The sequence below is a fragment of the Streptomyces mangrovi genome (assembly GCF_900114215.1).
Lineage (GTDB): Bacteria > Actinomycetota > Actinomycetes > Streptomycetales > Streptomycetaceae > Streptomyces > Streptomyces barkulensis.
Map to the genome: position 1 here is coordinate 511,264 of NZ_FOSG01000001.1, position 24,488 is coordinate 535,751.

At 74.1% G+C, this 24,488-nt stretch carries 21 protein-coding genes; 9 read left to right on the forward strand and 12 right to left on the reverse strand.

The window, feature by feature from the left end:
• Positions 1–69: 69 nt before the first annotated feature.
• The 4 genes from BM237_RS02240 to mshA form a co-directional block, all read right to left on the reverse strand.
• Entirely contained in the window at positions 70–825 is a 756-nt protein-coding gene (locus BM237_RS02240) for an ABC transporter ATP-binding protein (protein WP_245793353.1), read from the reverse strand.
• Positions 826–830: 5 nt separating this feature from the next.
• On the reverse strand, positions 831–2,054 hold the full coding sequence (locus tag BM237_RS02245) for a substrate-binding domain-containing protein (RefSeq protein ID WP_093847127.1): 1,224 nt from the start codon (positions 2,052–2,054) through the stop codon (positions 831–833).
• 229 nt (positions 2,055–2,283) lie between these two features.
• A complete protein-coding gene (locus tag BM237_RS02250; protein ID WP_093847130.1) occupies positions 2,284–2,829 on the reverse strand; it encodes a type III secretion system chaperone family protein in 546 nt (181 codons plus the stop codon).
• A complete protein-coding gene (gene mshA / locus BM237_RS02255; RefSeq protein ID WP_245793354.1) occupies positions 2,822–4,141 on the reverse strand; it encodes a D-inositol-3-phosphate glycosyltransferase in 1,320 nt (439 codons plus the stop codon). The genes BM237_RS02250 and mshA overlap by 8 nt, the downstream gene beginning before the upstream one ends.
• Before the next feature lie 186 nt (positions 4,142–4,327).
• Between mshA and BM237_RS02260 the strand changes: the two genes are divergently transcribed.
• Positions 4,328–5,152, forward strand: a complete 825-nt coding sequence (locus BM237_RS02260) for a class I SAM-dependent methyltransferase (RefSeq protein WP_093847132.1) — start codon at positions 4,328–4,330, stop codon at positions 5,150–5,152.
• A 61-nt stretch (positions 5,153–5,213) separates the two neighbouring features.
• On the opposite strand, the gene BM237_RS02265 is transcribed toward BM237_RS02260, so the two are convergent.
• The 4 genes from BM237_RS02265 to BM237_RS02280 form a co-directional block, all read right to left on the reverse strand.
• The gene (locus BM237_RS02265; protein ID WP_093847134.1) at positions 5,214–5,636 is read right to left on the reverse strand and encodes an Hsp20/alpha crystallin family protein; all 423 of its coding nucleotides are present in this window, start codon (positions 5,634–5,636) and stop codon (positions 5,214–5,216) included.
• A gap of 165 nt (positions 5,637–5,801) precedes the next feature.
• Complete coding sequence (locus BM237_RS02270; RefSeq protein WP_093847135.1) at positions 5,802–6,263, reverse strand: NUDIX hydrolase; 462 nt, start codon at positions 6,261–6,263, stop codon at positions 5,802–5,804.
• Positions 6,263–7,387, reverse strand: a complete 1,125-nt coding sequence (locus BM237_RS02275) for a CHAD domain-containing protein (RefSeq protein WP_245793374.1) — start codon at positions 7,385–7,387, stop codon at positions 6,263–6,265. The genes BM237_RS02270 and BM237_RS02275 overlap by 1 nt, the downstream gene beginning before the upstream one ends.
• Before the next feature lie 91 nt (positions 7,388–7,478).
• Complete coding sequence (locus tag BM237_RS02280) at positions 7,479–9,686, reverse strand: RNA degradosome polyphosphate kinase (protein ID WP_093847139.1); 2,208 nt, start codon at positions 9,684–9,686, stop codon at positions 7,479–7,481.
• 504 nt (positions 9,687–10,190) lie between these two features.
• Between BM237_RS02280 and BM237_RS02285 the strand changes: the two genes are divergently transcribed.
• Genes BM237_RS02285 through BM237_RS29125 form a run of 4 tightly spaced genes read left to right on the forward strand, consistent with a single transcriptional unit; the run spans position 10,191 to position 15,584 of the window.
• A complete protein-coding gene (locus tag BM237_RS02285) occupies positions 10,191–11,087 on the forward strand; it encodes a helix-turn-helix domain-containing protein (protein WP_093847411.1) in 897 nt (298 codons plus the stop codon).
• Positions 11,084–11,290, forward strand: a complete 207-nt coding sequence (locus tag BM237_RS02290; RefSeq protein ID WP_093847141.1) for a DUF397 domain-containing protein — start codon at positions 11,084–11,086, stop codon at positions 11,288–11,290. The genes BM237_RS02285 and BM237_RS02290 overlap by 4 nt, the downstream gene beginning before the upstream one ends.
• 59 nt (positions 11,291–11,349) lie before the next feature.
• Positions 11,350–12,780, forward strand: a complete 1,431-nt coding sequence (locus tag BM237_RS02295) for an SWIM zinc finger family protein (protein WP_093847143.1) — start codon at positions 11,350–11,352, stop codon at positions 12,778–12,780.
• 5 nt (positions 12,781–12,785) lie between these two features.
• Entirely contained in the window at positions 12,786–15,584 is a 2,799-nt protein-coding gene (locus tag BM237_RS29125) for a DUF7824 domain-containing protein (RefSeq protein WP_093847145.1), read from the forward strand.
• Between the two features lie 49 nt (positions 15,585–15,633).
• On the opposite strand, the gene mshD is transcribed toward BM237_RS29125, so the two are convergent.
• The gene (mshD, locus tag BM237_RS02305) at positions 15,634–16,551 is read right to left on the reverse strand and encodes a mycothiol synthase (RefSeq protein WP_245793355.1); all 918 of its coding nucleotides are present in this window, start codon (positions 16,549–16,551) and stop codon (positions 15,634–15,636) included.
• Positions 16,552–16,698: 147 nt separating this feature from the next.
• On the opposite strand from mshD, the gene BM237_RS02310 reads away from it, so the two are divergent.
• On the forward strand, positions 16,699–18,516 hold the full coding sequence (locus BM237_RS02310; RefSeq protein ID WP_093847149.1) for a bifunctional metallophosphatase/5'-nucleotidase: 1,818 nt from the start codon (positions 16,699–16,701) through the stop codon (positions 18,514–18,516).
• 133 nt (positions 18,517–18,649) lie between these two features.
• On the opposite strand, the gene BM237_RS02315 is transcribed toward BM237_RS02310, so the two are convergent.
• Complete coding sequence (locus BM237_RS02315; RefSeq protein ID WP_093847151.1) at positions 18,650–20,404, reverse strand: serine/threonine-protein kinase; 1,755 nt, start codon at positions 20,402–20,404, stop codon at positions 18,650–18,652.
• Positions 20,405–20,706: 302 nt separating this feature from the next.
• Here BM237_RS02315 and BM237_RS02320 point away from each other — a divergent pair, with 302 nt between their 5' ends.
• The 3 genes from BM237_RS02320 (at position 20,707) to BM237_RS02330 (ending at position 22,258) form a co-directional block, all read left to right on the forward strand.
• Entirely contained in the window at positions 20,707–21,255 is a 549-nt protein-coding gene (locus BM237_RS02320) for a hypothetical protein (protein ID WP_093847153.1), read from the forward strand.
• Positions 21,256–21,345: 90 nt separating this feature from the next.
• The gene (locus BM237_RS02325) at positions 21,346–21,801 is read left to right on the forward strand and encodes a hypothetical protein (protein WP_093847155.1); all 456 of its coding nucleotides are present in this window, start codon (positions 21,346–21,348) and stop codon (positions 21,799–21,801) included.
• A gap of 97 nt (positions 21,802–21,898) precedes the next feature.
• Positions 21,899–22,258, forward strand: coding sequence for a DUF4180 domain-containing protein (locus tag BM237_RS02330; protein WP_093847157.1), 360 nt, complete (start codon positions 21,899–21,901; stop codon positions 22,256–22,258).
• Here the strand turns inward: BM237_RS02330 and BM237_RS02335 are convergent.
• Together BM237_RS02335 and BM237_RS02340 are read right to left on the reverse strand one after the other, a co-directional pair.
• On the reverse strand, positions 22,248–23,696 hold the full coding sequence (locus tag BM237_RS02335) for a HAMP domain-containing sensor histidine kinase (protein WP_093847159.1): 1,449 nt from the start codon (positions 23,694–23,696) through the stop codon (positions 22,248–22,250). The two genes, BM237_RS02330 and BM237_RS02335, sit on opposite strands and share 11 nt — an antisense overlap.
• Positions 23,693–24,475, reverse strand: a complete 783-nt coding sequence (locus tag BM237_RS02340) for a response regulator transcription factor (protein ID WP_093847160.1) — start codon at positions 24,473–24,475, stop codon at positions 23,693–23,695. Before BM237_RS02340 ends, BM237_RS02335 begins: the two co-directional genes overlap by 4 nt.
• Positions 24,476–24,488 lie beyond the last annotated feature (13 nt).

The following is a 24,488-nucleotide window of genomic DNA, read 5'->3' on the forward strand; positions in this document are numbered from 1 at the left end:
GCGGCGGTGCGGGATTCGGCGCGGGACTCGGCGCGGGACTCGGCGGGGAGTTCGGTTCGGGGTTCGTGCTCACAGTTCCTCCCCCACGTACGCCTCCTGGACGGTCGGGTCGGCCATCACCGCGTCAGGGGTTCCGGTGGCCAGCAGGGTGCCGTGGTGCATCACGGCCACCCGGTCGGCGAGGCCGAGCAGGATGTCCATGTGGTGCTCGACCATCAGCACGGTGCGGCCCTCGGTGCGGTGGAGGGTGCGGATGACGTCGGTCAGCTCGCCGACCTCCTCGGCCGCGACGCCCGCCATGGGCTCGTCCAGGAGCATCAGACGAGGCCCGCCCGGGGAGGAGTCCGCCTGCGCGAGGGTGGGGGCGAGCAGCACCGCGAGCTCCAGTTTGCGCTTGTCGCCGTGGGACAGGCCTCCGGCGAGGTCATCGGCGCGGCGGGCGAGCCGTACGCGCTCCAGTACGGCCCGCACGCCCTCCCCGTCCTCCGCGACCCGCTTCGCGCCGGCCGCGCGGGCGGCCAGGGCGACGTGCTCGGCGACGGTCATGGTCGGGAAGACGGAGGAGGACTGGAAGGTGCGGCCCAGCCCGCGGCGGGCGCGGCGGTGGGGCGGCAGCCCGGTGATGTCGGCGCCGTCCAGGCGGACGGTGCCCGCGGTGGGGCGGGTGATGCCGGAGACGAGGTTGAACAGGGAGGTCTTGCCGGCGCCGTTGGGGCCGATGACGGCGACGAACTCGCCTTCCTCCACCGCCATCGCGATCCCGTCGACGATGGTCGCCGCACCGACGGACCAGCTCAGTCCGCTCAGTTCGAGGACAGGTGCCACGGCCGTCAGCCGATCTTCTTCTCGGTGGGGGCGACTCCCTGCGCGTCGACGGTGAGGACCACCTTCGGTGCGTCGCCGTCGAACTCCGCCTGGAACATGGGCTGGACGAGGGCGTGGTCGGTCGCGCGGACGGTGTTCTCGCCCTTGATGCCCGCGAAGGTGTGGCCCTCCAGGGCCTCGACCATGGCGTCGGTGTCGCCGTCGGCGCCGGCCTCGCGGACGGCCCGGGCGACCATCTGGGCGGCGTTGAAGCCGTCCGGGGTGAACAGGTCGGTCTTCCAGCCCTTCTTCCCGAAGTACTCCTCGACCGCCTTCGCCTCGGGGTTGTCGATGGCGCCCGGCACGTAGTGGGCCAGGAGGGTCACCTTGTCGCGGGCCTTGCCGAAGACGGGGTAGCCGGCGCGGCTGTCGAGCCCGGTGACGACGGTGGCGGCGTCGAGTACGCCCTGCTGATCGAGGGTGGTCCACATCGACTGGGCGGTGTCGCCGGCCCAGGCGACGAAGACCATGTCGGGCTTCGCGGCCTTGACCTTGGTGGCGGTCGGGGTGAGGTCGGTGGCGCTGGGCGGGGCGAGGACGGAGTCCACGGTGGTGCCGCCGGTGCCGAGCACGCTCTCGACGGCGGCGACGTTGGCCTGGCCGAAGGCGTTGTCCTGGGCGAGGACGACGACCTTCTTCCCCTTGCCGCCCTTGCCGCCCTCGGCGTCCCCGCCGTCCTCCTGCTTCATGAGGATCTGCTGGGCGGTGGCCACGTCCTGGAAGGTCTGGCGCCCGGAGCGGAAGGTGTACTTGTTGGCGCCGGTGAGGGCGTCGGTGGCGGCGGGGCCGGAGATGTAGAGGATCTTGTTCTGGGCGGCGACCGGCGCGATCTGGGTGGCGACGCCGGAGGCGGCCGTGCCGGCGATGATCCGCACGCCCCGGCCGGCGCTCTTCTTGGCCAGCGAGACGCCCTTGGCGGGGTCGCCGCCGTCGTCGTACCTGCTGACCTTGATCTCGACGCCGTCGATCCTGCCCGTGCCGCCGGTGGCGTGGTCGAGTCCCGCCTCGAAGCCCTGGAGGTACTGCTCGCCGTAGGAGGCCAGCGGACCGCTGGTGGAGGTGATCAGGGCGACCTCGACCTCCTTCGCTCCCCCGTCGCCGGATGCGGTGGCGCCGGGGCTGGAGCAGGAGGTGGCGAGTGCGGCTGCCACGGCTGCCGCGGCGAGGGAGGTGATGGCGGGTCTGCGCATGGCGGGAGGGCTCCTCGGCGGATCGTGTACGGGCGGCCACCGGTGGGTGGCCGGCTCGCGGTGGTGATGCCTGGCAGCGTCCGCCCCACGCGCATGCACCGGCAATGTCCGTGCCGTACACAGGAAGGCCCCGGCGCATGGGCTCTCGCCACATGTGCGCCGGGGCCTTCCGGTTCCGCGGTCCGGTTCCGCGGCACGCTCCCGCCGGTCCGGCTGCCCGCCGGTCCGCTCACTCGTCGCGCAGCATGTGCGCGAACGCCTCCAGGTTGCGCGTGGACTCGCCGCGGGAGGTCCGCCAGGCGTACTCCTTGCGGATGGAGGTGGCGAAACCCATCCCCAGCAGGGTGTTGAACGCCCCGTCGGCGTTCTCCACGACCACGCCGAGCAGCCGGTCCACCTCCTCGGGGGTGACGGCCGGCAGCGGCAGCTTGCCCACCAGATAGACGTCGCCGAGGCTGTCGAGGGCGTAACCCAGCCCGTACAGGCGGGTGTTGCGCTCCAGCAGCCAGCGGTGGACCTCGGCGTGGTTCTCGTCCGGGCGGCGGACGACGAAGGCGTTGACGGACAGGGAGTGCCTGCCGACGATCAGGGAGCAGGTCGTGGAGAGCTTGCGGGTGCCCGGCAGTGTGACGACGTAGTTGCCGTCGGACGGGCTCTCCCACTTCAGCTCGGCCTCACGCAGCGTCCGCTCGATCGCGGCCCTGGCCTTCGCGGTCGCGTCGCCGCCGCTGCTGTCGCCGCTGCTGTCGCCGCTGTTGTCGTGCTTGTCACCCATGGGCCGATCGTAGGTGACGGCGGCGTCCGGCCATCGCCTCGGCGTACACCTCGGCGGTGGTGGCGGCGGCGGTGTCCCAGCCGAAGCCGCTCGCGTGGCGGGCTGCGGCCTCGCCCATGCGGGCCGCCAGCTCACGGCCGTCGATCAGGCGCCGCAGCGCCCGCGCGTAGCCGGCCGGCTCGTGGCCGTCGACGAGGAAGCCGCTGACCCCGTCGCGCACCGCCACCGGCAGCCCGCCGACGGACGCGGCGACGACGGGTGTGCCGCACGCCTGCGCCTCGACGGCGACCAGCCCGAAGGACTCGCTGTGGGAGGGCATCACCAGCACGCTCGCCGCGCGGTACCAGTCGGCGAGGGTGTCCTGGCCCACCGGCGGGTGGAAGCGCACCACGTCGGTGATGCCGAGTCGGGCGGCGAGCTTCTGGAGCTGCTCGGGCTTGGCCAGCCCGCTGCCGCTGGGCCCGCCGACGACGGGGACGACGAGGCGTTCGCGCAGGGAGGGGTCCTCGTCCAGCAGCAGTCGGGTGGCGCGCAGCAGGACGTCGGGGGCCTTGAGCGGCTGTATCCGCCCGGCGAACAGGGGTATGAAGGCGTCCCTCGGCAGGCCCAGGCGGGCGCGGGCGGCGGCGCGGCCGTCGGCGGGGCGGAAGCGGTCGAGGTTGACGCCGGGGTGGACGACGGCCGTGCGGGCGGGGTCGGCGTCGTAGTGGTGGACCAGCTCGCCCGCCTCCTCGGCGGTGTTGGCGATGAGCCGGTCGGCGGCCCGCACTATCTGCGTCTCGCCGATGACGCGGGCGGCGGGCTCGGGGGTGTCGCCCTCGGCGAGGGCGGCGTTCTTGACCTTGGCCATGGTGTGCATGGCGTGCACCAGGGGGACGCCCCAGCGTTCGGCGGCGAGCCAGCCGACGTGGCCGGAGAGCCAGTAGTGGGAGTGGACCAGGTCGTAGTGGCCGGGCCGGTGGCGGGCCCAGGCGCGCATCACGCCGTGGGTGAAGGCGCACAGCTGGGCGGGCAGGTCCTCCTTGGCGAGCCCCTCGTAGGGGCCGGCGTCCACGTGCCGCACCAGTACGCCGGGGGCGAGCTCGACGGCGGGCGGGAGGGCCGCGGTGGTGGCGCGGGTGAAGATCTCCACCTCGGTGCCCTGGGCGGCGAGCTGTCTGGCCAGCTCCACGATGTAGACGTTCATGCCGCCGGCGTCGCCGGTGCCGGGCTGGTGCAGCGGCGAGGTGTGGACGCTGAGCATGGCCACGCGGCGGGGCCGTCGCGTGAACCGGTGCAGCCGCCGACCGAGCCTGGTGGGATGCGGGCTCACCTGCGCTGCCTCCTCCGGGATGGGACGCCGAGCGGCCGTCCGCTCTCTCGGGTCGTCAACACCGGCGGGGGCCGTTCCCTTCCCGCGCCCGGCCGCTTTGCCAAACCGTGACGCGACGGTGCGGCGCGGCGGGTGGGCGTGAGGGCGGGCGCCGGGCGGTGCGCGGCGGACCGTAGGGTTGCCGGCATGGGCAGGCGTGGGGCGGAGCGGCCCGTGGGGGCCGTCACGCGGGGAACGACGAATCCGAACCGGCTGCGGCGCATGGACCGCTGGATCGCCGCCGTCCACGGCCCCGCGCTGCGCCGCGCCGCCGGCCCTTACGGCCCCGTCGCCGTGGACCTGGGGTACGGCGCCGCGCCCTGGACGGCCGTCGAGCTGCTGGAGCGGCTGCGGGCACAGTGCGGGTCCGTGAGCGTCACCGGGATCGAGATCGACCCGGCGCGGGTCGAGGCGGCCCGCCCCTACGAGCGTCCCGGGCTGGTCTTCGCCCACGGCGGTTTCGAGGTGCCGCTACCGGACGGGCGGCGGCCCGTGCTGATCCGGGCCGCGAACGTGCTGCGGCAGTACGACGAGCGGGAGGTCGCCCCCGTCTGGGACCGGCTGCGCGCCCGCCTGACACCCGGCGGATTGCTGGTGGAGGGGACGTGCGACGAGATCGGGCGGCGGCACGTATGGGTGGCGATCGGCCCGGAGGGGCCGCGCACGGTGACGTTCGCGACCCGGCTCGGCTCTCTGGAAACCCCCTCCGACCTGGCCGAACGGCTGCCCAAGGCGCTCATCCACCGCAATGTGCCCGGTGAGCCGGTGCACGCCTTCCTGCTCGACATGGACCGGGCCTGGGCGGCGGCCTCCCCGTACGCCGCGCTGGGCGCGCGGCAGCGCTGGATGCGTTCGGTGGAGGAGATCGCCGCCCGCTGGCCGGTCGTGGACGGGCCGCGTCGCTGGCGCCAGGGCGAGGTCACCGTGCGGTGGGAGGCCCTGGCGCCGGGCGGCGGCAGGAAGGGGATGTGAGGGCGCGGGGGCTCGGATTCCTCGGGCCCTCGGCGACCTCGGGGGGCAGTTGGCCAACTGGTCAGCCGGTCAGCTGCTTCTTGTCGGAGCCGCCGCTGATCTGGATCTTGCGCGGCTTGGCCTGCTCGGCCACCGGGATGCGCAGCGTCAGGACACCGGCGTCGTACGAGGCGTCGATCCGCTCGGTGTCGAGGGTGTCGCCGAGGAACAGCTGCCGGCTGAACTTGCCGGTGGGCCGCTCGGCGGCGATCCGCTCGGCGTCCTCCGGTCCGAGCCACCGGCGCTCGGCGTGGACGGTCAGGACGTTGCGCTCGACGTCAAGGTCGACGCTCTCCGGGTCGACGCCGGGGAGGTCGAAGTGGACCACCACGTCGTCACCGGAGCGGTAGGCGTCCATCGGCATTCCGACCGGGCGGGCCGTGGTGCCCAGCAGCTGCTCGGTGAGGCGGTCGAGCTCGCGGAACGGGTCGGTACGCATCAGCATCACGGGTCATCTCCTTCCCTGGCACTGCTTCCTGTGATGCCCTCTGACTCTTGTATAACTCCAGGAAGGAAAATTGACAAGTGCCGACTCAACTCTGTTGAAAGGGCAGGTCGGGGCGGGCAAGGGCAGGCTTCCGTAGGGCGTTCGGGAAGGCCGGGCCGGGCCTCAGCCGAGGTGGAGGCCGGCCAGCAGGGCGTCGACGAGCAGCCGGTCCTGCTCCTGGGTGAGCTGCCGCCGGGCCTCCTCCGGAGGCAGCCACAGCAGCCGGTCCACCTCGTCGCCGGGGGTGAAGGCTCCGCCGGTCGCCTCGGCCGCCCAGTAGCGGACCTCCTTGGTCCGGCCGCCGGTCTCGTAGTACGTGGTGGGCAGCACCGCGCCCGGTGTGCAGGACATGCCGGTCTCCTCGCGCACCTCGCGCACCGCCGCGGGCAGGGCCGCCTCGCCCGGTTTGAGCTTGCCTTTCGGGTGCGACCAGTCGTCCCACTTGGGGCGGTGGACGAGCGCGATCTCGATGCCCGCCGCACCGGTGCGGGCGCCCTCGCCCGCCCCCGCGCCGGAGCGCGTACGGCGCCACAGCACACAGCCGGCCGCGCGGATCGTACGGGAGCCGGAGCCCGGGCCGCCCATCAGCGGCCCCGTTCCGTGCTGGAGACCACCGGGGCCGCGCCCGCACCCGGCGCCTGCTGGTCCGCCCCGGCCGGCCGGGCCTGCTGGGCCTGCTGGGCCGAAGCCGCCGGGCGCCACAGCCGCCCGAAACTGAACCTCGCCGCCTCCACCTCGTGCCGCTGGTCGGCGTGGAGCACCCCCAGCGCATAGGCGGTGGCGGGGGCGATACGGGGGGTGCGGGCCGCGGCGGACGCCGCCGAGGCCGCCTCGGCGGCGTCCCGGTGCCGGTCAAGCGCCCGGCTCGCGGCGGTCAGCGCGGGATCGCAGGCGCCCAGCACCTCGTGGGCGTAACGGCGCAGCCGCACCAGCAGCCGCACCTGGTTCCAGGCCGCGTCCAGCTCCCCGTCCACGACGAGGGTGTGGGCGAACGCCTCGCCGTTGTACGACTGGCGGGCCCGGGTCAGCGGCAGCGCGTCCACCGCCTCCGCCGCCCGCCGGTGGGCCAGCTCGGCCAGCGGCGGCAGTACGTGCACGGCGGGGCGGGCGGCGGCCTCGCCGGCCAGCGGCGCCTCGGAGGCCAGGACGGCGACCGCGTCGGCCACGGCGTGGAAGCGGGCCGAGCCGAGCGTCTGGAGGGCGGCGGAGTGGGCGCGGGTCCGGGCGAGGGTGAGCTGCCGCTCCAGCAGAGCCCCGGCGCGGGCCGCGCCGATCCCCAGGCCGCCGCCGGACGAGGAGGAGCCGCACTGGGCGGGCGGGCCGGTGGTCGCGGAACCGGCCGCGGAACCGGCCGCGGAACCGTCGGCGACCGCCGCCCCGGCCGGCGCCGACGACAGCCGGTGCAGCGCCCCCAGCAGCCTCTCCAGCCGCACCTCGTACGCCCGCTCCCGCCCCAGCACGCCCGACAGCCAGGCCAGCTCGGAGCCGAGCTGGTCGGCCCGGGCGGTGTCGGTCAGCGGCCGGTAGACCCGCAGTGCCGCGCCGACGCGGCGGGCGCAGCGGCGCATCGTCCGCACGGCCTCGGCCGCGACGGCCGCCGACTCGGCGCTGCCCGCGCTCTCCTCGTGCAGCCGCAGACCGCGCAGGAAACCGGTGGCCTGCCGGTGGAGGTAATCGGCCAGCACCTCGCCCGCCGTGGCCTCCCCCAGATCCGAGAGCGCCTCGCCGGGGTCCTCGCGGACCTCCGGAAGCGTCTTCGGATACGGCTCCCCTCCCCCGTCGGCCGCGTTGAGGGGCAGGTCATGTGGCTGGACCACGTCGGCGCCTCCGGGCGTCGATGAGCATTTCCTGGACGTTCCGCAGGGGCCGCCCCTCGGCGTCGGTCGCGTGGCGCGTCCACTCGCCGTCCGGACCGAGGTGCCAGGAGGCGGTGGTGTCCGCCATGCCGGTCTCCAGCAGCCGGTCGAGGGCGGCCCGGTGGCCGGGGTCGGTGACCCGTACCAGCGCCTCGATCCGCCGGTCGAGGTTGCGGTGCATCATGTCGGCGCTGCCGATCCACACCTCCGGATCTCCCCCGCCCGCGAAGGCGAAGACCCGGGAGTGCTCCAGGAAGCGCCCCAGCACGCTGCGCACCCGGATGTTCTCCGACAGCCCCGCCACCCCCGGCCGTACCGCGCAGATGCCGCGCACCCACACGTCGACGGGCACCCCGGCCCGGGAGGCGCGGTAGAGGGAGTCGACGAGCGCCTCGTCGACGATCGAGTTGACCTTGATCCGCACATACGCCGGCCGTCCGGCCCGGTGGTGGGCTATCTCGCGGTTGACGCGCTGGATCAGTCCGTCGCGCAGCGAGCTGGGCGCGACCAGCAGCCGGCGGTAGGTGGTGCGGCGCGAGTAGCCCGACAGCCGGTTGAACAGGTCGGACAGGTCGGCGCCGACCTGCGGGTCGGCCGTCAGCAGACCCAGGTCCTCGTACAGGCGGGCGGTCTTGGGGTGGTAGTTGCCGGTGCCGACGTGGCTGTAGCGGCGCAGCGTCTCGCCCTCCTGCCGCACCACCAGCGACAGCTTGCAGTGCGTCTTGAGGCCGACGAGGCCGTAGACGACGTGGCAGCCGGCCTCCTCCAGCTTCCGCGCCCACTTGATGTTGGCCTGCTCGTCGAAGCGGGCCTTGATCTCCACCAGCACCAGCACCTGCTTGCCGGACTCGGCCGCGTCTATCAGCGCGTCCACGATCGGGGAGTCGCCGGAGGTGCGGTACAGCGTCTGCTTGATCGCCAGCACGTCCGGGTCGGCCGCGGCCTGCTCCAGGAAGCGCTGCACGGAGGTGGAGAAGGAGTCGTAGGGGTGGTGCAGCAGCACATCGCGCTCGCGCAGCGCCCCGAAGACGTCGGGCGCGGAGGCCGACTCGACCTCGGCCAGGTCGCGGTGGGTGCCGGCGATGAACTTGCGGTACTTCAGCTCCGGCTTGTCCAGCGAGGCGATTCCGAACAGGCCGGTGAGGTCCAGCGGGCCGGGCAGCGGGTAGACCTCGGCCTCGGAGACCTTCAGCTCGCGCACCAGCAGGTCCAGCACGTACGGGTCGATGGACTCCTCGACCTCCAGGCGCACCGGCGGGCCGAAGCGGCGCCGCATCAGCTCCTTCTCCAGCGCCATCAGGAGGTTCTCGGCGTCGTCCTCCTCCACCTCCAGGTCCTCGTTGCGGGTGACCCGGAACATGTGGTGGGCCAGGACCTCCATCCCGGGGAACAGCTCCTCCAGGTGGGCCGCGATCACGTCCTCGATGGGCACGTAGCGCTGCGGGGATGCCTCCAGGAAGCGGGACAGCAGCGGCGGCACCTTCACCCGCGCGAAGTGGTTGTGCCCGCTGACCGGGTTGCGCACCACCACGGCCAGGTTCAGCGACAGCCCGGAGATGTAGGGGAAGGGGTGGGCCGGGTCCACCGCCAGCGGGGTCAGCACGGGGTAGATCTGCTGCCGGAAGAGGGTGAACAGGCGGGCCTGCTCCTTCTCCGTGAGATCCGGCCAGCGCACCAGGTGGATGCCCTCGTCGGCCAGGGCCGGCAGGACGTCCTGCTGGAAACAGGCGGCGTGCCGGGCCATGAGCTCGCGCGAGCGGTTCCAGATCAGCTCCAGCACCTCGCGCGGCTGCAGGCCGGAGGCGGAGCGGGTGGCCACCCCGGTGGCGATACGGCGCTTGAGGCCGGCGACGCGCACCATGAAGAACTCGTCGAGGTTGCTGGCGAAGATGGCCAGGAAGTTCGCCCGCTCCAGCAGCGGCGTGGCGGTGTCCTCGGCCAGCTCCAGCACCCGCTCGTTGAAGGCGAGCCAGCTGCGCTCCCGGTCGAGGAAACGTCCCTGCGGCAGCTCCTCGTCCGCCCCGTCGGGGCCCTCGCCCTCCCGGTAGGCGTCGGAGTCGGAGTCGAGGCCGGTGTCATGCGGAGGCGTGACCATGGCGTGCGGGCGCGAGGCGGCGATGAAACCGACGGAGGGCTGGACGGGCTGGCTCATTCCTCCATTGTTCCGCGCCGCCAGAGGCAACGGCGCGTCGGGAAGCTGCGGCCCGGGGCGTGGCCCCGGGGCCGACGCCTTCGGCTCGACGGGCTGCATTCCGCGATGCTCGCAAGCGAGTCTGAATCGCCGGTTAAGTCGACATGGCTGTCAGGCGATCCCCGCACTTCGCGCGGGTGCCGGGCACCGGAACGATTCGCTCCGGCGAACCGTCGCGGCGGTGTTCCGAGAGTGTACGGCGGGGTGCGGCGGACGCCGCCGGGGTGGGGGCGGAGTGGGGTACGAGCCGGGGCCGGGCGAGGCGGAATTCCTCGTTCGAGCGATTTTCGAACCCTTGTGACCCATAGTGACCGATACGTCACTACTGTGGTCGATGGCGGCGTTCCGGCCGTGCTCCGGACACCGGCCGATGTGGAATCGCGGGCCGGATCTGTGCGGCCTGTACGGGGTGACGGGCCGGGGGCGGGCCCGTTGGACACGGGCGTGACGGAGGGGATGGTGCGAATGAGCACGGACAACGGCGGCAGGCGACACGGACACCAGACGGACCACACGACGAACGGTGCGGACGGCGCTTCCTGGGAGGAGGACTGGGAGGACGAGTACGGCCCGGCGATCCGGGCCACATGCCGCCAGATCAAGCTGTGGCGAGAAGGTGCGGGCCTGACGCAGCAGGAGCTGGGCGACGCCATCGGCTACAGCCTGGGCATGGTCTCGGCGGTAGAGCGCGCCAAGCGGCTGCCGCACCCGGACTTCCTGACCAAGGCGGACCGGGTCATGGGCGCGGACGGCAAGCTCGCCGCGATGAAGAAGGACGTGGAGGAGGCCCGCTACCCGAAGAAGGTGCGGGATCTGGCCAAGCTGGAGTCCGAGGCCGTGGAGGTGGGGTCGTACACCAACACCGTCATCGACGGTCTCCTCCAGACAGAGGAGTACGCGAGAGCGCTGTTCGGCCTGCGCCTCCCCTCATGCAGTGAGGAGGAACTCGAACGACTGGTGGCCGCACGCATGGCCAGGCAGGAGATCCTGACGCGGCATCCTGCCCCTCTGCTGACCTTTGTTCAGGAAGAGGCCACACTTCGGCGCCCGCTCGGAGGCAGGGCTGTCCTGCGACGCCAGCTTGAACATCTCCTGGAACTGAGCGAACTGCGGCACGTCAAGATCCAGGTGATGCCCACGGAGATCGAGGAGCATGCCGCGCTCAGCGGATCGCTGAGGGTTCTGAGCTTCAAGGACAGAACAGCAGTCGCCCAGAACGAAGTTCAGCTCACCAGCCGCCTGATCTCCGACCCGAAAGAGGTGCGGATTCTGGAGATGAGGTATGGCATGCTTCGTGCCCAGGCCCTCACACCGCGTGAGTCTCTGGCCTTCATCAGGAAAGTGCTGGGAGAGATGACATGACTCTCAAGCCCTCCGCCGGAGACGGCTCGGAGCTGGAGTGGACCAAGAGCAGCCACAGCACCAACGATGGACCCGCGTGTGTTGAGGTCGCCACCGCCTCCGGCACGGTCCACGTCCGCGACTCCAAGCGCATACGGGGAGCCCGGCTGACGTTCACGCCGGAGGCGTGGGCCGACTTCACCGCGTACGCCGCCGGTCGCTGACCGGGCCCTCCACAGCCGCTCGGACTGATTGTCAGAGGTCGCCTCTACGTTCGTGTGCCATGACGACCACGGCATCAGCGGTGCATACCTACACCTATCTCCGGCCCTCGGCCGTGCGCGGCGGCGCGGGCGGGCCCGAGCTGGGGCTGGAGACCTCGGGCGGGGCGACGCCGACGGGGATGAGCGCGCATCCCCGGTTCTTCTCCGGGTTCGTGACCGCTCCCGAGGCCGCCGCCGCGGCTCTGCTGTCCGTCGCCGACGTGGCCTCGGCCCGCTACTACCAGCGCCTGGCGGCCGCGTCCCTGGACCCGGTGGTGACGGGCAACGGCGACCGGCTGCGGTTCGAGTCGTTCTCCGGCTGCTGTGGCGTCTACGCCCGTCTCGACATCCTCGGCGAGGGCCTGGACGGGGACGACATCGGCCACGGCACCACCAATGTGGACGTCAACAACCCGCTGCGCGAGGCGCTGGTCCGGGTGGGCCCCTCCGATCCCCTCCACCTGCGGGTCGGTCCGGAGGAGCTGGAGGTGACCACCTTCGACGGGCCGGTGGTGGAGAAGAAGGTGCCGCTGCCGGACCGCTGGCTGCGCGGCTTCGCCGAGACCCAGGTGATCGCCTCCGCCTTCGACCTGCGCGCGGAGGTCACCGCCGCCGAGGCGGTGCGCCTCCTGCGTTCCCTGCCGCGCACCCGTCCGGGTTCGGGGTCCGCTCTCTGGGTGGTGCAGGCCGGGCGTTCCCTGCGGCCGACCACCCGGCCCGTGCCCGGCGCCGTCTGCCTGCCCGGCCCGGACCGGCTCTCGGCCCTGCTGCGGGTGCTGCGCCACGCCACCGGGCTGCGCCTGTACGGGCCGCCCGCGACGACCGCGAGCGGCGCGGCGGCCTCCGCCTGGGAGCTGCTGCTGCCGGGGATGCGGCTGACGCTCACCCTCTCCCCCGATCCCGCGCGCGGTTTCTCGGGGGAGGGAGCGGTGCTGGAGGCGCTGTCCGGTGAGGAGGCGGCCGAGGACGCCGATCTGGTCTCGGTGCTGCTGGCCTGGGAGCCGCGCGTGGACGTCGGGGAGCTTGCCCGGCGGTCTGGTCTGACGGCGCAGCGGGTGCGCGCCGCCCTGACCGTGCTGGGCACCGCCGGGCGGATCGGCTACGACGCGGCCGAGGCGGCGTACTTCCACCGCGAGCTGCCCTACGACGCCGGGCGGGCCGAGCGGCACAACCCCCGGCTGCGTGCCGCCCGCGAGCTGGTGGCGGCCGGTGCGGTGCGCGCGGAGGCGGACGGCACCTTCACCGTCACCGCCGGCGACCACGACCACCGGGTGCGGGCCGGAGGCGAGGGGCTGAGCTGCACCTGCCGCTGGTGGGCCCGCTACCGGGGCGGGCGTGGCCCGTGCCGTCACGCCCTGGCCGTGCGCATCGCCCTGGACGCCCGGGGCGGCCAGGACACCCGGGACACCCCGGCCTCCGCCGCCACGACCACCCGGGCGGGTGCCCGGTGAGCGGCATGGGAAGCGCCCTGGCCCGGCTGGTGCGCGGACGGGCGCGCACGGACCATCTGACCGACGGGGAACGCGAGGTGCTGGCGGCAGCCGAGCGGGAGCTGGACGGGGACTCGTACGCGGTGCTGCTCGCCGTGGCGGGCGGCGAGCACCGGCGGCTGCCCGACCTGATCGCCGCCCTGTCCGACGCCCAGCGGCGCTCGTGCGTGCCTCATCTGAAGGCGTGGCGCACCCGGTTGCGCGAGGAGTGGGGCTACCAGGCCCGGCCGCGCAGGCGGGCGCTGGTCATCGCGGGCGCCGGCTGCCACACGGGCGCGGCCGCTGCCGCCCAGTGGCTCGGGCACACCGATCTGAGCCTGGTCGAGCCCGCCGACACCCCCTGTCTCCTGGCGGTCCTCGGTGACCGGCCGGCGCACTGGCAGGGGGATGTCGCCCACCGTGTCGCCGGGCGCCGCCAGGCGGACAGCGAGTGGGGCTGGGGCCACTACACCCTGGTCGAGGCGCTGGTCTTGCGCTCGGGATGCGCCGTGCCGACCGGCGGGGCGTTCGTCCAGGAATGGGTGCGGAACCGGAGCTGGCCCTCCCAGCCCCAGCACCGGCCCGGCGCCCCGGACGGCACCCCCTACTCGCTTCTGGAGCGGCTGCGCGCCGATCCGTTCCTGGACGCGCTCGCCCCGCTCATGTTCGAGGTGGAGGGCGTCGGCGCCCTGCTGACCGAGGGCACCGACTCCTGGCCGAAGGCCCTGGCGGCGCTCGCCGCCGAGGGGCGGCTGGAGCGTTCCACACTGCTCGACGGCTGCCTGTCCCGGCTGCTGCGGGGTGGACGCCCGGCCGAGCTGCGCGGTTTCCTCTCCGTCCTGAACGGGCTCGCCCCCACCGACGACGAGTACGCGGCCCGCGCCACCACCCTGCTGCGGCTGCTGCCCGACGCGCCCTCCACCGTCGCGGCCCACGCCCAGGAGCGGCTGACCGCCCTGGACGCGGCCGGGCGGCTGGACGACGAGCGGTTGGCCCAGGCGTCGCGGGCGGTGCTGTTCCGGACGGAGAAGAAGCTGGTGCGCGCCCAGTTGAGCTGGCTGGACGCCGCCGCCCGCCGCGACCGGGGGCGGGCCGGGGCTGTGGTGCTCGCCGCCGCCGACGCCCTCGGCCACGAGGACACCGCCCTCCAGGAGCGGGCGCTGAACCTGATCGCCCGCCACCTGAAGCACGCCGGGGACGCGGTGCTCCCCGAACTGGCCTCGGCTGCCGAGGCGTTGAGCCCCACCTTGCGTCCCCGCGCCGCCGAGTTGCTGGGGGTGGAGCCGCCGGACGACGGGGCCGCCGGGCCCTGGGAGGATCTCCTGCCACCCGTCCCCGAGCCGGTGCCGTTGGCGCCGCCGCTCGCCACGGCCGCCGAGGTGGCCGAGGAGGTCGGCGCCGTCATGGCCGCCGTACGGGCGGCCGAGTTCCGGCCCGCCACCGCACCCGGTGTCGACGCGGCCGCCTTCGAGCGGGCCCTGGACGGCCTGGTCCGCCACGCCCACCGGGACCGCGAAGGCCTGGTGCGGGCGCTGGAGCCGGTCATCCGCGACCGTCCCTGGAACGGGCGGCATGCCTGGTGGGGCGATCCGGGTCCGGGCCATCTCCACTACATGGCGGCGGTGCTGTGCGGTGAGGACGCCCCCGTCGCGCCGTCGGCGTCGGGCGCCCATGCCGTGCCACATCCGCACGGCCGGAATCTCACGCCTTTCGGGGAGGTCCTCGCGGTCCGTCTGCTGGAGGCCGCCTGGCGGGTGCTGAACGACCCGCCGCCGTTCCTGCTGGCCACCCCCACCACCGCCGACGGGCGGATCGACCCGGCCGAACTGGTCGCCCGGCTGGCCGAGTACGAACGGGCGGGCGCCGTGCCCGGCCCCTGCGATCTGGACCAGGCGCTGCTTCGGCTGGACGTCTCCGCCGCCGGTCCGGGCGTCCTGGCCGCCGCCGGGCGGCTGGGCGGCGAGGCGGGGCGGCGGGTGCGCGCCTGGCTGGAGGCGGGCGGTCCGTCGCTGCCCGAGCCGGTCCGCGACGCGCGGCCCACGCACCGCCTGCGCGGCTACGGCAGCCCCGTCGTCCGGGTGCGGCTCTCCACTGAGGCGGTGGCCCTGCCCTGCGTGCTCGGCCCCGCCTTCCAGGGGTTGCTGGGCCGGTACATCGCCGACGGCAAGCGGGACGAGACGTCCTGGAACCTGGGCGTCCGGCTGTGGCCCTCCGTCCTGCCCGTCCACCGTGAGCTGGTCGCCCTGCGCCTGCAGCCCACCTTCGCCGCCACCGGCGACGAGGACCTGCGCGGCGGCGCGGCGCTGCTGCCCGCGCTGGCCGAGGCCGGGGGCGCGGCGGGAGAAGCCGTCCACCTGGGGCTGGCGCACACCCTGGGCGCACGGCACCCGGAGGACCGCACCGCGGCCGTGGACGCGCTGCTGGTGCTGGCGGCACGCGGCGATCTGGACGCGGCGCGGCTGGGCCGGGACGTGGCCGAGACGGTGGCGGCCGGGACGGTGAAGCCGAACCGGCTGCTGGAGTCGCTGCGGGAGGCGGTACGCGCCGGGGCCCCGGCCACGGTGTTCGCGGTGCTGGCCGCCGCGCTGCCGGGGATGCTGGCGATACGTGAGCCGGTGCGGGGGCTGCCGGATCTGCTGGCGCTGGCCGCCGAGTGCGCCGGGACCTGCGGGGCGCGCGGGCCGGTCGACGGGGTGGCCCAGGCCGCCGCCCGGGGCGGCGGCGGCCGCCTGGTGAAGGAGGCCCGCCGACTGCGGGACGTACTGGGGGCGCCCGCGACGGCCTGACCCCGTTCTCCCGGCCGCCCCGATCAAGCCCCTCCGGCCGGCGGCCGGTTCAGCCCTCCGTGCGGTACATCAGGTCCACCTCGTGGGTCTCGAAGCCCAGGCCCTCGTAGACCTTCACGGCAGCGGTGTTGTCGGCGTCCACGTACAGCATCGCGGTCGGCAGGCCGCGGTCGCGGGCGAGGTAGCGCAGGCCCACCAGCGTCAGCGCCTTGCCCAGGCCGCCGCCCTGCGCGCCCGGGGCGACGCCGACGACGTACACTTCGCCGAGCTGCTCGGCACTGTGGACCTTCGTCCAGTGGAAGCCGAGCAGTTCCTCGCCCTCCCCGTCACGCCCGCCGTCGCGCACGGCGAGGAAGAACCCCTTGGGGTCGAACCACGTCTCGGCCTTGCGGTCGTCCAGGTCGCGCTGGGTCATGCCGCCCTGCTCGGGGTGGTGGGCGAAGGCGGCGGCGTTGGCGGCCAGCCAGGCGGCGTCGTCCCGGCCGGGGACGAAGGTGCGCAGCCGCACCCCCGGCGGCAGCGACGGCTCGGGCAGGTCCAGTCCCGTCAGCGGACGCCGCATCTGGCGCAGTTCGCGGAAGAGGGTGAGGCCGAGCAGCCGGGCCAGGTGGCGTGCGGCCGGGTGGCCGCCGTGCGCCCACACCCGCAGCCGCCGGCCCGACGCCTCCAGCAGCGCGCGGCCCAGGGCCAGTCCGTGGCCCTGGTCGCGGTGGTCGGGGTGGACGACGAACTCGCCGGTCGGGGCCTCGACCGGGTCGGTGTCCTCCAGCTGCCCGTAACCGGCCAGCTCCCCCCGTTGCCAGAGCAGCAGGTGCCGCACTCCCGCGCGGTGACCGCCGCGCAACTGGAGGCGGCCCTGCTCGGAGACGGCGGGCTGGCCGTCCACCCGGGCGGCCTCGTCGATCAGAGCCTGGGCCTGCCGCACGGCCTCGGGCGTCAGCTCGTCCACAACCACCACGTCGCTCATGGGGAGAAGCCTACGCAGCATCGAAACCCGGCGGTTACCAAAGCAACAATGACACGCTACGCGCGTTGACCTAGGCTTCCCCCCGCCACCACCGGCCACTTCCGGGCCAATTCACGGCCTCGACAAGGGAACAGAAGGGGACAGAACATGTCCACTCCGCCCAAGCGGTCTCCCCTCTCCCGCAGACTCACCGCAGCCGCGGCCGGTCTGCTGACGGTCGGCGCCCTCGGCGCCGCCATGCCCGCCGCCGCACAGGACGCCCCGTCGGCGGCCCCCGGCGCACACGGCGACCGCGGCAAGCACCACGGCCGCACCGTCGACCTCCAGGTGCTCGCCATCAACGACTTCCACGGCAACCTGGAACCCCCGACCGGTTCCTCCGGCCGTGTGACCCACGAGCACCCCGACGGCACCACCGAGCAGATCGACGCGGGCGGCGCCGAGTACCTCGCCACCTCCCTGCGCGAGGCCCGTGAGGGCAACCCGTACTCGGTCACCGTCGCCCCCGGCGACATCGTCGGCGCCAGCCCGCTGCTGTCGGGCCTCTTCCACGACGAGCCCACCATCGAGGCGATGAACGCGCTCGGCATGGACGTCGTGGGCGTCGGCAACCACGAGTTCGACGAGGGCGCCGCCGAGCTCAAGCGCCTGCAGAGCGGCGGCTGCCACCCCGAGGACGGCTGCTACGACGAGGGCCGCGCCTTCGGCGGCGCCGACTTCCCGATCCTCGCGGCCAACGTCGTCGACGAGAAGACCGGCAAGCCGCTGATGGCCCCCTACACCGTCAAGAGGATGAAGGGTGTCCGCGTCGGCTTCATCGGCGTCACGCTGGAGGGCACGCCCGACATCGTCTCGGCCGAGGGCGTCAAGGGACTGAAGTTCCTCGACGAGGCCGAGACCATCGACAAGTACACCAAGGAGTTGCGCCGCAAGGGCGTCAACGCCGTCATCGCGCTGATCCACGAGGGCGGCACCCCGGCCTCCAGCGCCTACAACGCCGACTGCGGCGAGGACGGCGGCAAGCTGTCCGGCCCGATCGTCGACATCGCGAAGCGGACGAACGCGGGCGTGGACGCGCTGATCACCGGCCACACCCACCAGCCGTACGTCTGCTCCGTCCCCGACCCGCGGGGCGAGGACCGCCTGGTCACCTCCGCCGCCTCCTACGGCCGGCTGTTCACCGAGCTGAACATGGAGTACGACCGCCGCACCCGCGACATCGTGCGCGCCTCGGTGGAGGGCGCCAACCGCGTCGTCCACCGCAACCAGGAGAGGGCCGCCGACCTCACCTCCCTGATCGACTACTGGAAGGGGCTGGCCGCGCCCGTCGCGGGCCGTCCCATCGGCTGGATCTCCGAGGACATCACCGCCGACCGCACCGTGCCCGAGTCCCCGCTGGGCGACCTGATCGCCGACGCCCAGTTCGCCCACGCCCGCGGGCTGGACCCCGAGGCGGACCTGGCGCTGATGAACCCCGGCGGCATCCGCTCCGACCTGGTGTACGCGGCCTCCGGCGCCGAGGGCGACGGCGTGGTGACGTACGCCGAGGGCTTCACCGTCCAGCCCTTCTCCAACACCGTCAACCTGACCACCCTCACCGGCGAGCAGCTTCTGACGGTGCTGCGCGAGCAGGTCAGCGGCGCCAACGAGGCCTCCCCGAAGATCCTCCAGGTCTCCTCCGGCCTCACCTACACCCTCGACCTCACCCGGTCCGGCGCGGACCGGATCGTCGCGGACTCGGTGCGGCTGAACGGCGAGCCTCTCGACCCGTCGGCCTCCTACCGCGTCGCGGTCAACTCCTTCCTGGCGGGCGGCGGCGACGGCTTCCCGACCCTGGCGCAGGGCACCGACCCGCTGGTGGGCAGCGACGACCTGGCCGCCCTCCAGGACTACCTGACCGCCAACTCCTCCGCCGCCGACCCGATCGACGCCCCGGCGGCGGACCGGATCACGGTCATCCGGTGACCCCCTGCGGCGGATGACCCTCCCTCCGCGGGCCGCCTTCCCCCGGCCCGCGGAGCTCCCCCACAGCGCCGCCGACCGGTCACCCGACCGGTCGGCGGCGTTCTCGATGTCGGGCGTTCTCCGTACCCGGTACTCAGCCGATCTTCCACAGGGTCAGATTCGCCCTGACGGTGGGGACGTTGTAGTCATGCTCCGCCGGCACCATGTCGGTGACCTCCAGCATCGCCAGGTCGCCCTCGGTGGTCACCGTGCACAGCACGTCGCCCTTGTCCGGCGCGCCCTCGTCGTTGATCTCCCCGGCGCGCAGCTTGCTCGGGAGCGGGTTGGACGTGGCGGCCTCCTGGCACTCCCGCGGGGTGGTGCCCGTGCTCTCCCCCAGGGCCGTCCTGAACTGGACGGAGGTGTCGCGGAACAGCAGCTCCGTGTCGCCGTAGCCGATGCTGCCGGTCGGATCCACCCTCGCCTCGTCCAGGTCCACGTAGGTGGTGTCGAGGGTGGGGGGCGTGGCGATGGTGATCGGCCGCTTCTCGAAGACCGGCTCGAAGGCGGGAGCCGTCGTGTCCGTGCTCGGCTCCCCGGACGCCTGCCCGCCGTCGTCCGGGGAGGGCGTGCCGCTCTCCTCCTCCCGCCCCTTCCCGTCCTCCGTTGTCCGGCGGCCGTCGGGCTCCGGCGTCGCGCCGCCGGCGTCCGCCCGCGCGCCTCCGCCCTCGTTCCCCGCGGTGGCGACCGCCCACGTCCCGCCGATCGCGGCGGCCAGGACCAGGACGGCTCCCGCGGCCAGCAGCGCCGTACGGCGGCGCGGCCTCTCCCCGCCCCGCACACCCGGGTCGGCCACCGGCCCCTGTCCCGGCCCGTACGGGGGCGCGGCGGACGGGGCACCGTGCGCGGTGGCGGTCGGGGCCGCGTACGGCCCCGCGGGAGCGCCGGGGCCCTGGGTGGGCGTGTAGGCGTACGGCGCCGGCGGGGGCGGGTTCTGGGCGGCCCGCGCCCGTTCGGCGATCCCGGCGGCGAGTGGGGCGGGCAGCCAGTCGGCGAAGTCCCGGACCGGCCTGCCGGACGCCTCCTCGCACAGCTCGGCCAGTTCCCCGGGGGCGGGCCTCGCGGCCGGGTCCGCCGCCAGGCAGCGCTCCAGCACACCCCGCAGCGGCTCGGGGTAGCCGGACAGGTCCGGCGGGCGCTGGGCGGTGTTGGCGATCTGGGCGGCGAGGGTGATGGCGGCGCCGTCGCCGTACGGGTGGCGCCCGGTGGCGGCGACGGCCGCGACCAGGCCGAGCGAGAAGACGTCGGAGGCCGCCGTGACGGTGTCCCCGGAGGCGTGCTCGGGCGACATGTACTGCGGGGTGCCGATGAACCCGCCGCTGCGCGTGAGCTGGGTGGAGTCCGCGGCCCGCGCGATGCCGAAGTCGATGATCCAGGGCCCGTCGGTGCCCAGCAGGACGTTGCCGGGCTTGAGGTCCCGGTGGATCACTCCGGCGGTGTGCACGGCCTGGAGTGCCCGCGCCGTGCAGGCGGTGAGCTGGAGCGCGGCGGGCAGCGGCAGGGGCCCGTGCAGGGCGAGCGCGTCGTCGAGCGGGATGCCCGGCACGTAGGCGGTGGCCAGCCAGGGCTGCTCGCCGCCGGTGTCGTGGTCCAGCACCGGCACGATGTGGTAGCCCTGGACCCGCCGGGCGGCCCGCACCTCCTGCTCGAAACGGCGCCGGAACTCCGCGTCCCGGGCGAACTCGCGCCGGATGACCTTCAGCGCCACCGGCTGGTTGCCGCGGGTGCCGGACAGGTAGACCGCGCCCATGCCGCCCTCGCCGATCCGGGCGGTCAGCCGGTATCCGGCGACCTCCCGGGGGTCGTCCGGCTGGAGCGGACGGAGTGCGGCGTGCTCGGCCCCTGCCATCGCGATACCCCCAACTACATTGCGGATATGGGATGTTACCGGCCGTTCCGCCTGGTGCGGCACCGGATAACGCTTCGGCGCCGTCCGCCGCCGCGCGCCGCCCGGCGGGTTCCCGCGATGGCGGACCGCGTGCCGCCGCCCGAGTGAAGATCCGGCTCCCGCAGGGGTGGAAACGGCGTGCGCGGCATGGCCCGGCGCCAGGGCCGGAATGATTCTGCGCGTCGGTTCGCCGGTTTGGCCGCCCCGGCGTCCGGTCACCCGGGGCGCACGGGAACGCCCCCGCGTCGAGAGGATCCGAGGACATGCCCCGCAGCGTGAAGTGCCGCCGGACGCGGAGGAGTGCCGCCCTGCCGCTGTCGGTGGTGTCCGCGGTCGTGGTCGGTGCCGCCGTCCTGACCGGCTGCGGCGGGGACGAGTCGCCCGCTCCCGAGGCGTCGGTGAGCGTCGGGGCCGCGCAGGGCGCGGAGGACGGGTACGAGTTCGTCTACGGGGATCTGGCGGAGGCCGAGTTCTGGAACGACGTCACCACCTGGACGGGCAGGCGGATCGTCCTGACGGCCGAGGTCGGCGAGGTCGTCGACGCGCACGCCTTCACCGTCGCCCGCGCCGACCCGGAGGACAGGGGGGACGACACGGGCGACGTCAGGAGCCTCCTGGTCGTCTCCGCGGACACCACCGAGGTGGCGGAGGGTGACACCGTGCGGGTCACCGGCACCGTGCGGGAGGGCTTCGTCCCCGAGGAGGTGGCGGACGGGCTCGACGTGGACTGGAACGAGGACGCCTTCACCGACTGGGAGGAGGAGCACTACGTCGTGGCCTCCTCCGTCGACACCTCGGCCCGTCTGGAGTGAGGAAGCACCGTCCCGCGCGGCGGCCCGCCCGGCCGGACACCCGCCGACGGCCCGCCCGGAGGATTTCCGAGAGTGAGAGGACGACAGGAGATGCCCACGCGACACGCCCGGGACGTTCCCGGCCGCCGACGGTCGGCGGCGCTGCTCGCGCTGCTGCTCGCGCTTTCCGCGTCGGCGGGATGCGGCGGGAACGGCGCCGAGGGCATCACCGAGGTGAACGAGGCGTTCGAGAGCGGCGATGCCGAGTCCGTGATCGGACAGGACAGGACGGTCGAGGGCCGGGTCCACGACGTCATCTCGCCCTGGGTCTTCACCGTCGGCGGGAACGAGCCCAGTGACATCGAACCGCTGCTGGTCGTCGAGGGGGAGATGCCGGCCGTGGACCAGGACGATCCGGTCCGCGTCACCGGCGTCGTGGGCGAGTTCGAGATCGCCGAGGTCGAGCGGGAACTCGGCGTGGACCTCGCGGAGACGCTGTACGAGGAGTACGAGGGCGGCCCCTACATCAGGGCCCGGCGCATCGCCGAGGACGTGGAGCTGGACTGAGCGGCGCCCGGATCCCGCCGGGGCCCGGCACCGGGCCGGGACCCGGCACCGGAAAACGCTTCGACGCCGTACGCCCTCCCGCCTAGGCTCGGCCGCCATGACCACCCTTCGGACGTTCCACGGCACTCCCGTCCTGATGTGCGCCGACGAGGGCGCGGCCATCGGGGAGCGTGAGGCGCTGGACCTGATCGGCGACGCCGGCTACCAGGGCGCCCGGTGGGTCGCCGTGCCCGCCGGGCGGCTGCACGAGGACTTCTTCCGGCTGCGCACCGGCCTCGCCGGGGAGATCGTCCAGAAGTTCGCCAACTACCGCCTCGGGCTCGCCGTCGTCGGCGACGTCTCCGCCCGTACGGCGGCCAGTGCGTCGCTGCGGGACTTCGTCCGCGAGTGCGACCGCGGACGGCAGACGTGGTTCGTCGCCGACGAGACGGAACTCGCCGAGCGCCTCACCCCGTAGCCGTTCCGCCCGGCCCTCCACCGGAACGGCCGGGTGTCTCCGGCGGGGGCACCGGGGCGCCGGGGAGGCGCAGGACGGCTTCCGTGCCGCCGCCGGGGGCCGGGTGGAGGGTGATCTCGCCGCCGCTGCGGCGCACGGTGCGGGCCACGATGGCCAGGCCCAGGCCCGAGCCGGGGAGGCCGCGGGCGGACGGGGAGCGCCAGAAGCGGTCGAAGACGTGGGGGAGTTCGTCCTCGGGGATGCCGGGGCCCCGGTCGCGTACGCGCAGGGTGCCGGTGGAGCCGTCGAGGCGGACGTCGATCGTCCCGCCGGGCGGGGAGAACTTCACGGCGTTGTCCAGCAGGTTGACCACCGCCCTCTCCAGTGCGGCCGGTTCGGCGCGCACGTACCAGGGGGCCAGGTCGCGGTTGACGGTGATGTCCGAGCCGCGCAACCGGGCGCGTTCCACGGCGCGTTCGGCGATCTCGTGCAGGCCGGTGATCTCCACCGGTCCGCCGGCGGGCGCCGCGTCGGGCCGGGACAGTTCCTGGAGGTCGCCGATGAGGGCGGCGAGTTCGCCGATCTGGGCGCGCACCGACTCCAGCAGTTCCCGGCGGTCCCCGGGCGGCAGCGGGCGGGCGGCCTGCTCGCTGCGCACCAGCAGGTCGATGTTGGTGCGCAGCGAGGTCAGCGGGGTGCGCAATTCGTGTCCGGCGTCGGCGATCAGTTGCTGCTGGAGGTCGCGGGAGGTGGCCAGGGCGGCGGTCATGGCGTTGAAGGAGCGTGACAGGCGGGCGATCTCGTCGTCGCCGTCGACGGGGATGCGGACGGCCAGGTCCTCGGTGCGGGCGACGTGTTCGACCGCGTCCGTCAGCCGGTCCACCGGGCGCAGGCCGGCGCGCGCGAGCAGGACGCCGGCGCCCGCCGCGCCGAGCACGCCGGTGGCGGCGACCAGACCGAGGACGAGGGCGAGGGTGTCCAGGCTCTGGTCGATCTCGGCCATCGGGCGGGCCACGGTCACGGCGGCGTCCGTGCCGCGCAGGGGGGTGGTGAGCACGCGGTACTCCTCGCCGCCCGCGGTGACGGTGTGCAGGGCCTCCGCGCGCTCGCCGCGGGCGACGGCCACGTCGGCGGCGGAGACCGGCAGGGGCCGCTCTCCGAAGGCCATGCACCTGTCGCCGTCCCGGTCCACGAGCTGCACGGTGGAGTCGAAGGGATTGGGGGTGTCCAGCCGCTCCTCCTCCGGAACCGCCCGGCACTGCCCGGCGCGCACGAGTTCGATGAGCCGGCTGTCGGGGACCCGGTTGGCGTGCAGGGCGTCGTCGAGGGAGTCGACGAGCTCCGCCCGCACCAGGAGCCAGGCGGCCAGCGAGCACGCCGCCACCGCGACCGCCACGGCAACCGCGACCAGTAGTGCCAGACGCGAGCGCAGCGGCAGGGAGTTGAGCCGGGAGGTCACGGGTGCGGCTCTCCTGCGGTGCTGCCCGGGGCCGGGGCCGGGCCCGGGGTGTCCCGCAGGACGTAGCCGACGCCGCGCACGGTGTGCACCAGGCGCGGCTCACCACCCGCCTCGGTCTTGCGGCGCAGGTACATCACGTACACGTCCAGGGAGTTGGAGGAGGGCTCGAAGTCGAAGCCCCAGACGGCCTTGAGGATCTGCTCGCGGGTGAGGACCTGGCGCGGGTGGGCCATGAACATCTCCAGCAGCGTGAACTCCGTGCGCGTCAGCTCCACCGGCCGCCCGCCGCGGGTGACCTCGCGCGTGGTGAGGTCCATGCGCAGGTCGGCGAAGGAGAGCACCTCGGTCTCCTCGGCGCCGGCCTGCTCGCGGGCGTAGGAGCTGCGGCGCAGCAGGGCGCGGATGCGGGCCAGCAGCTCGTCCAGCTCGAACGGTTTGACCAGGTAGTCGTCCGCGCCCGCGTCCAGGCCGGTGACACGGTCGCCGACGGTGTCGCGGGCGGTGAGCATCAGCACGGGGACGGTCACCCCGCTCGCGCGCAGCCGCCGGGCGGCGGTCAGCCCGTCCATGCGCGGCATCAGCACGTCCAGGATCACCAGGTCCGGGCGGTACGCCTCCACCCGGCGCAGCGCCTCCAGGCCGTCGGCGGCGAGCTCGGTCTCGTAGCCCTCGAAGGCCAGGCTGCGGCGCAGGGCCTCCCGTACGGCCGGCTCGTCGTCGACGACCAGCACGCGCGCGGGCGGGGCGAGGTGGGGCGTGGCGGAGGAGGTGGTGGTCATGGTGGCGAGTGTC

Bases quoted from the DNA above. Each gene is read 5' to 3' on its own strand.
- BM237_RS02245 (WP_093847127.1), bottom strand. From the start codon at position 2,054: ATGCGCAGACCCGCCATCACCTCCCTCGCCGCGGCAGCCGTGGCAGCC.
- BM237_RS02250 (WP_093847130.1), bottom strand. From the start codon at position 2,829: ATGGGTGACAAGCACGACAACAGCGGCGACAGCAGCGGCGACAGCAGC.
- BM237_RS02260 (WP_093847132.1), top strand. From the start codon at position 4,328: ATGGGCAGGCGTGGGGCGGAGCGGCCCGTGGGGGCCGTCACGCGGGGA.
- BM237_RS02265 (WP_093847134.1), bottom strand. From the start codon at position 5,636: ATGCTGATGCGTACCGACCCGTTCCGCGAGCTCGACCGCCTCACCGAG.
- BM237_RS02270 (WP_093847135.1), bottom strand. From the start codon at position 6,263: ATGGGCGGCCCGGGCTCCGGCTCCCGTACGATCCGCGCGGCCGGCTGT.
- BM237_RS02280 (WP_093847139.1), bottom strand. From the start codon at position 9,686: ATGAGCCAGCCCGTCCAGCCCTCCGTCGGTTTCATCGCCGCCTCGCGC.
- BM237_RS02285 (WP_093847411.1), top strand. From the start codon at position 10,191: ATGAGCACGGACAACGGCGGCAGGCGACACGGACACCAGACGGACCAC.
- BM237_RS02290 (WP_093847141.1), top strand. From the start codon at position 11,084: ATGACTCTCAAGCCCTCCGCCGGAGACGGCTCGGAGCTGGAGTGGACC.
- BM237_RS02295 (WP_093847143.1), top strand. From the start codon at position 11,350: ATGACGACCACGGCATCAGCGGTGCATACCTACACCTATCTCCGGCCC.
- BM237_RS29125 (WP_093847145.1), top strand. From the start codon at position 12,786: ATGGGAAGCGCCCTGGCCCGGCTGGTGCGCGGACGGGCGCGCACGGAC.
- mshD (WP_245793355.1), bottom strand. From the start codon at position 16,551: ATGAGCGACGTGGTGGTTGTGGACGAGCTGACGCCCGAGGCCGTGCGG.
- BM237_RS02310 (WP_093847149.1), top strand. From the start codon at position 16,699: ATGTCCACTCCGCCCAAGCGGTCTCCCCTCTCCCGCAGACTCACCGCA.
- BM237_RS02315 (WP_093847151.1), bottom strand. From the start codon at position 20,404: ATGGCAGGGGCCGAGCACGCCGCACTCCGTCCGCTCCAGCCGGACGAC.
- BM237_RS02320 (WP_093847153.1), top strand. From the start codon at position 20,707: ATGCCCCGCAGCGTGAAGTGCCGCCGGACGCGGAGGAGTGCCGCCCTG.
- BM237_RS02325 (WP_093847155.1), top strand. From the start codon at position 21,346: ATGCCCACGCGACACGCCCGGGACGTTCCCGGCCGCCGACGGTCGGCG.
- BM237_RS02330 (WP_093847157.1), top strand. From the start codon at position 21,899: ATGACCACCCTTCGGACGTTCCACGGCACTCCCGTCCTGATGTGCGCC.
- BM237_RS02340 (WP_093847160.1), bottom strand. From the start codon at position 24,475: ATGACCACCACCTCCTCCGCCACGCCCCACCTCGCCCCGCCCGCGCGC.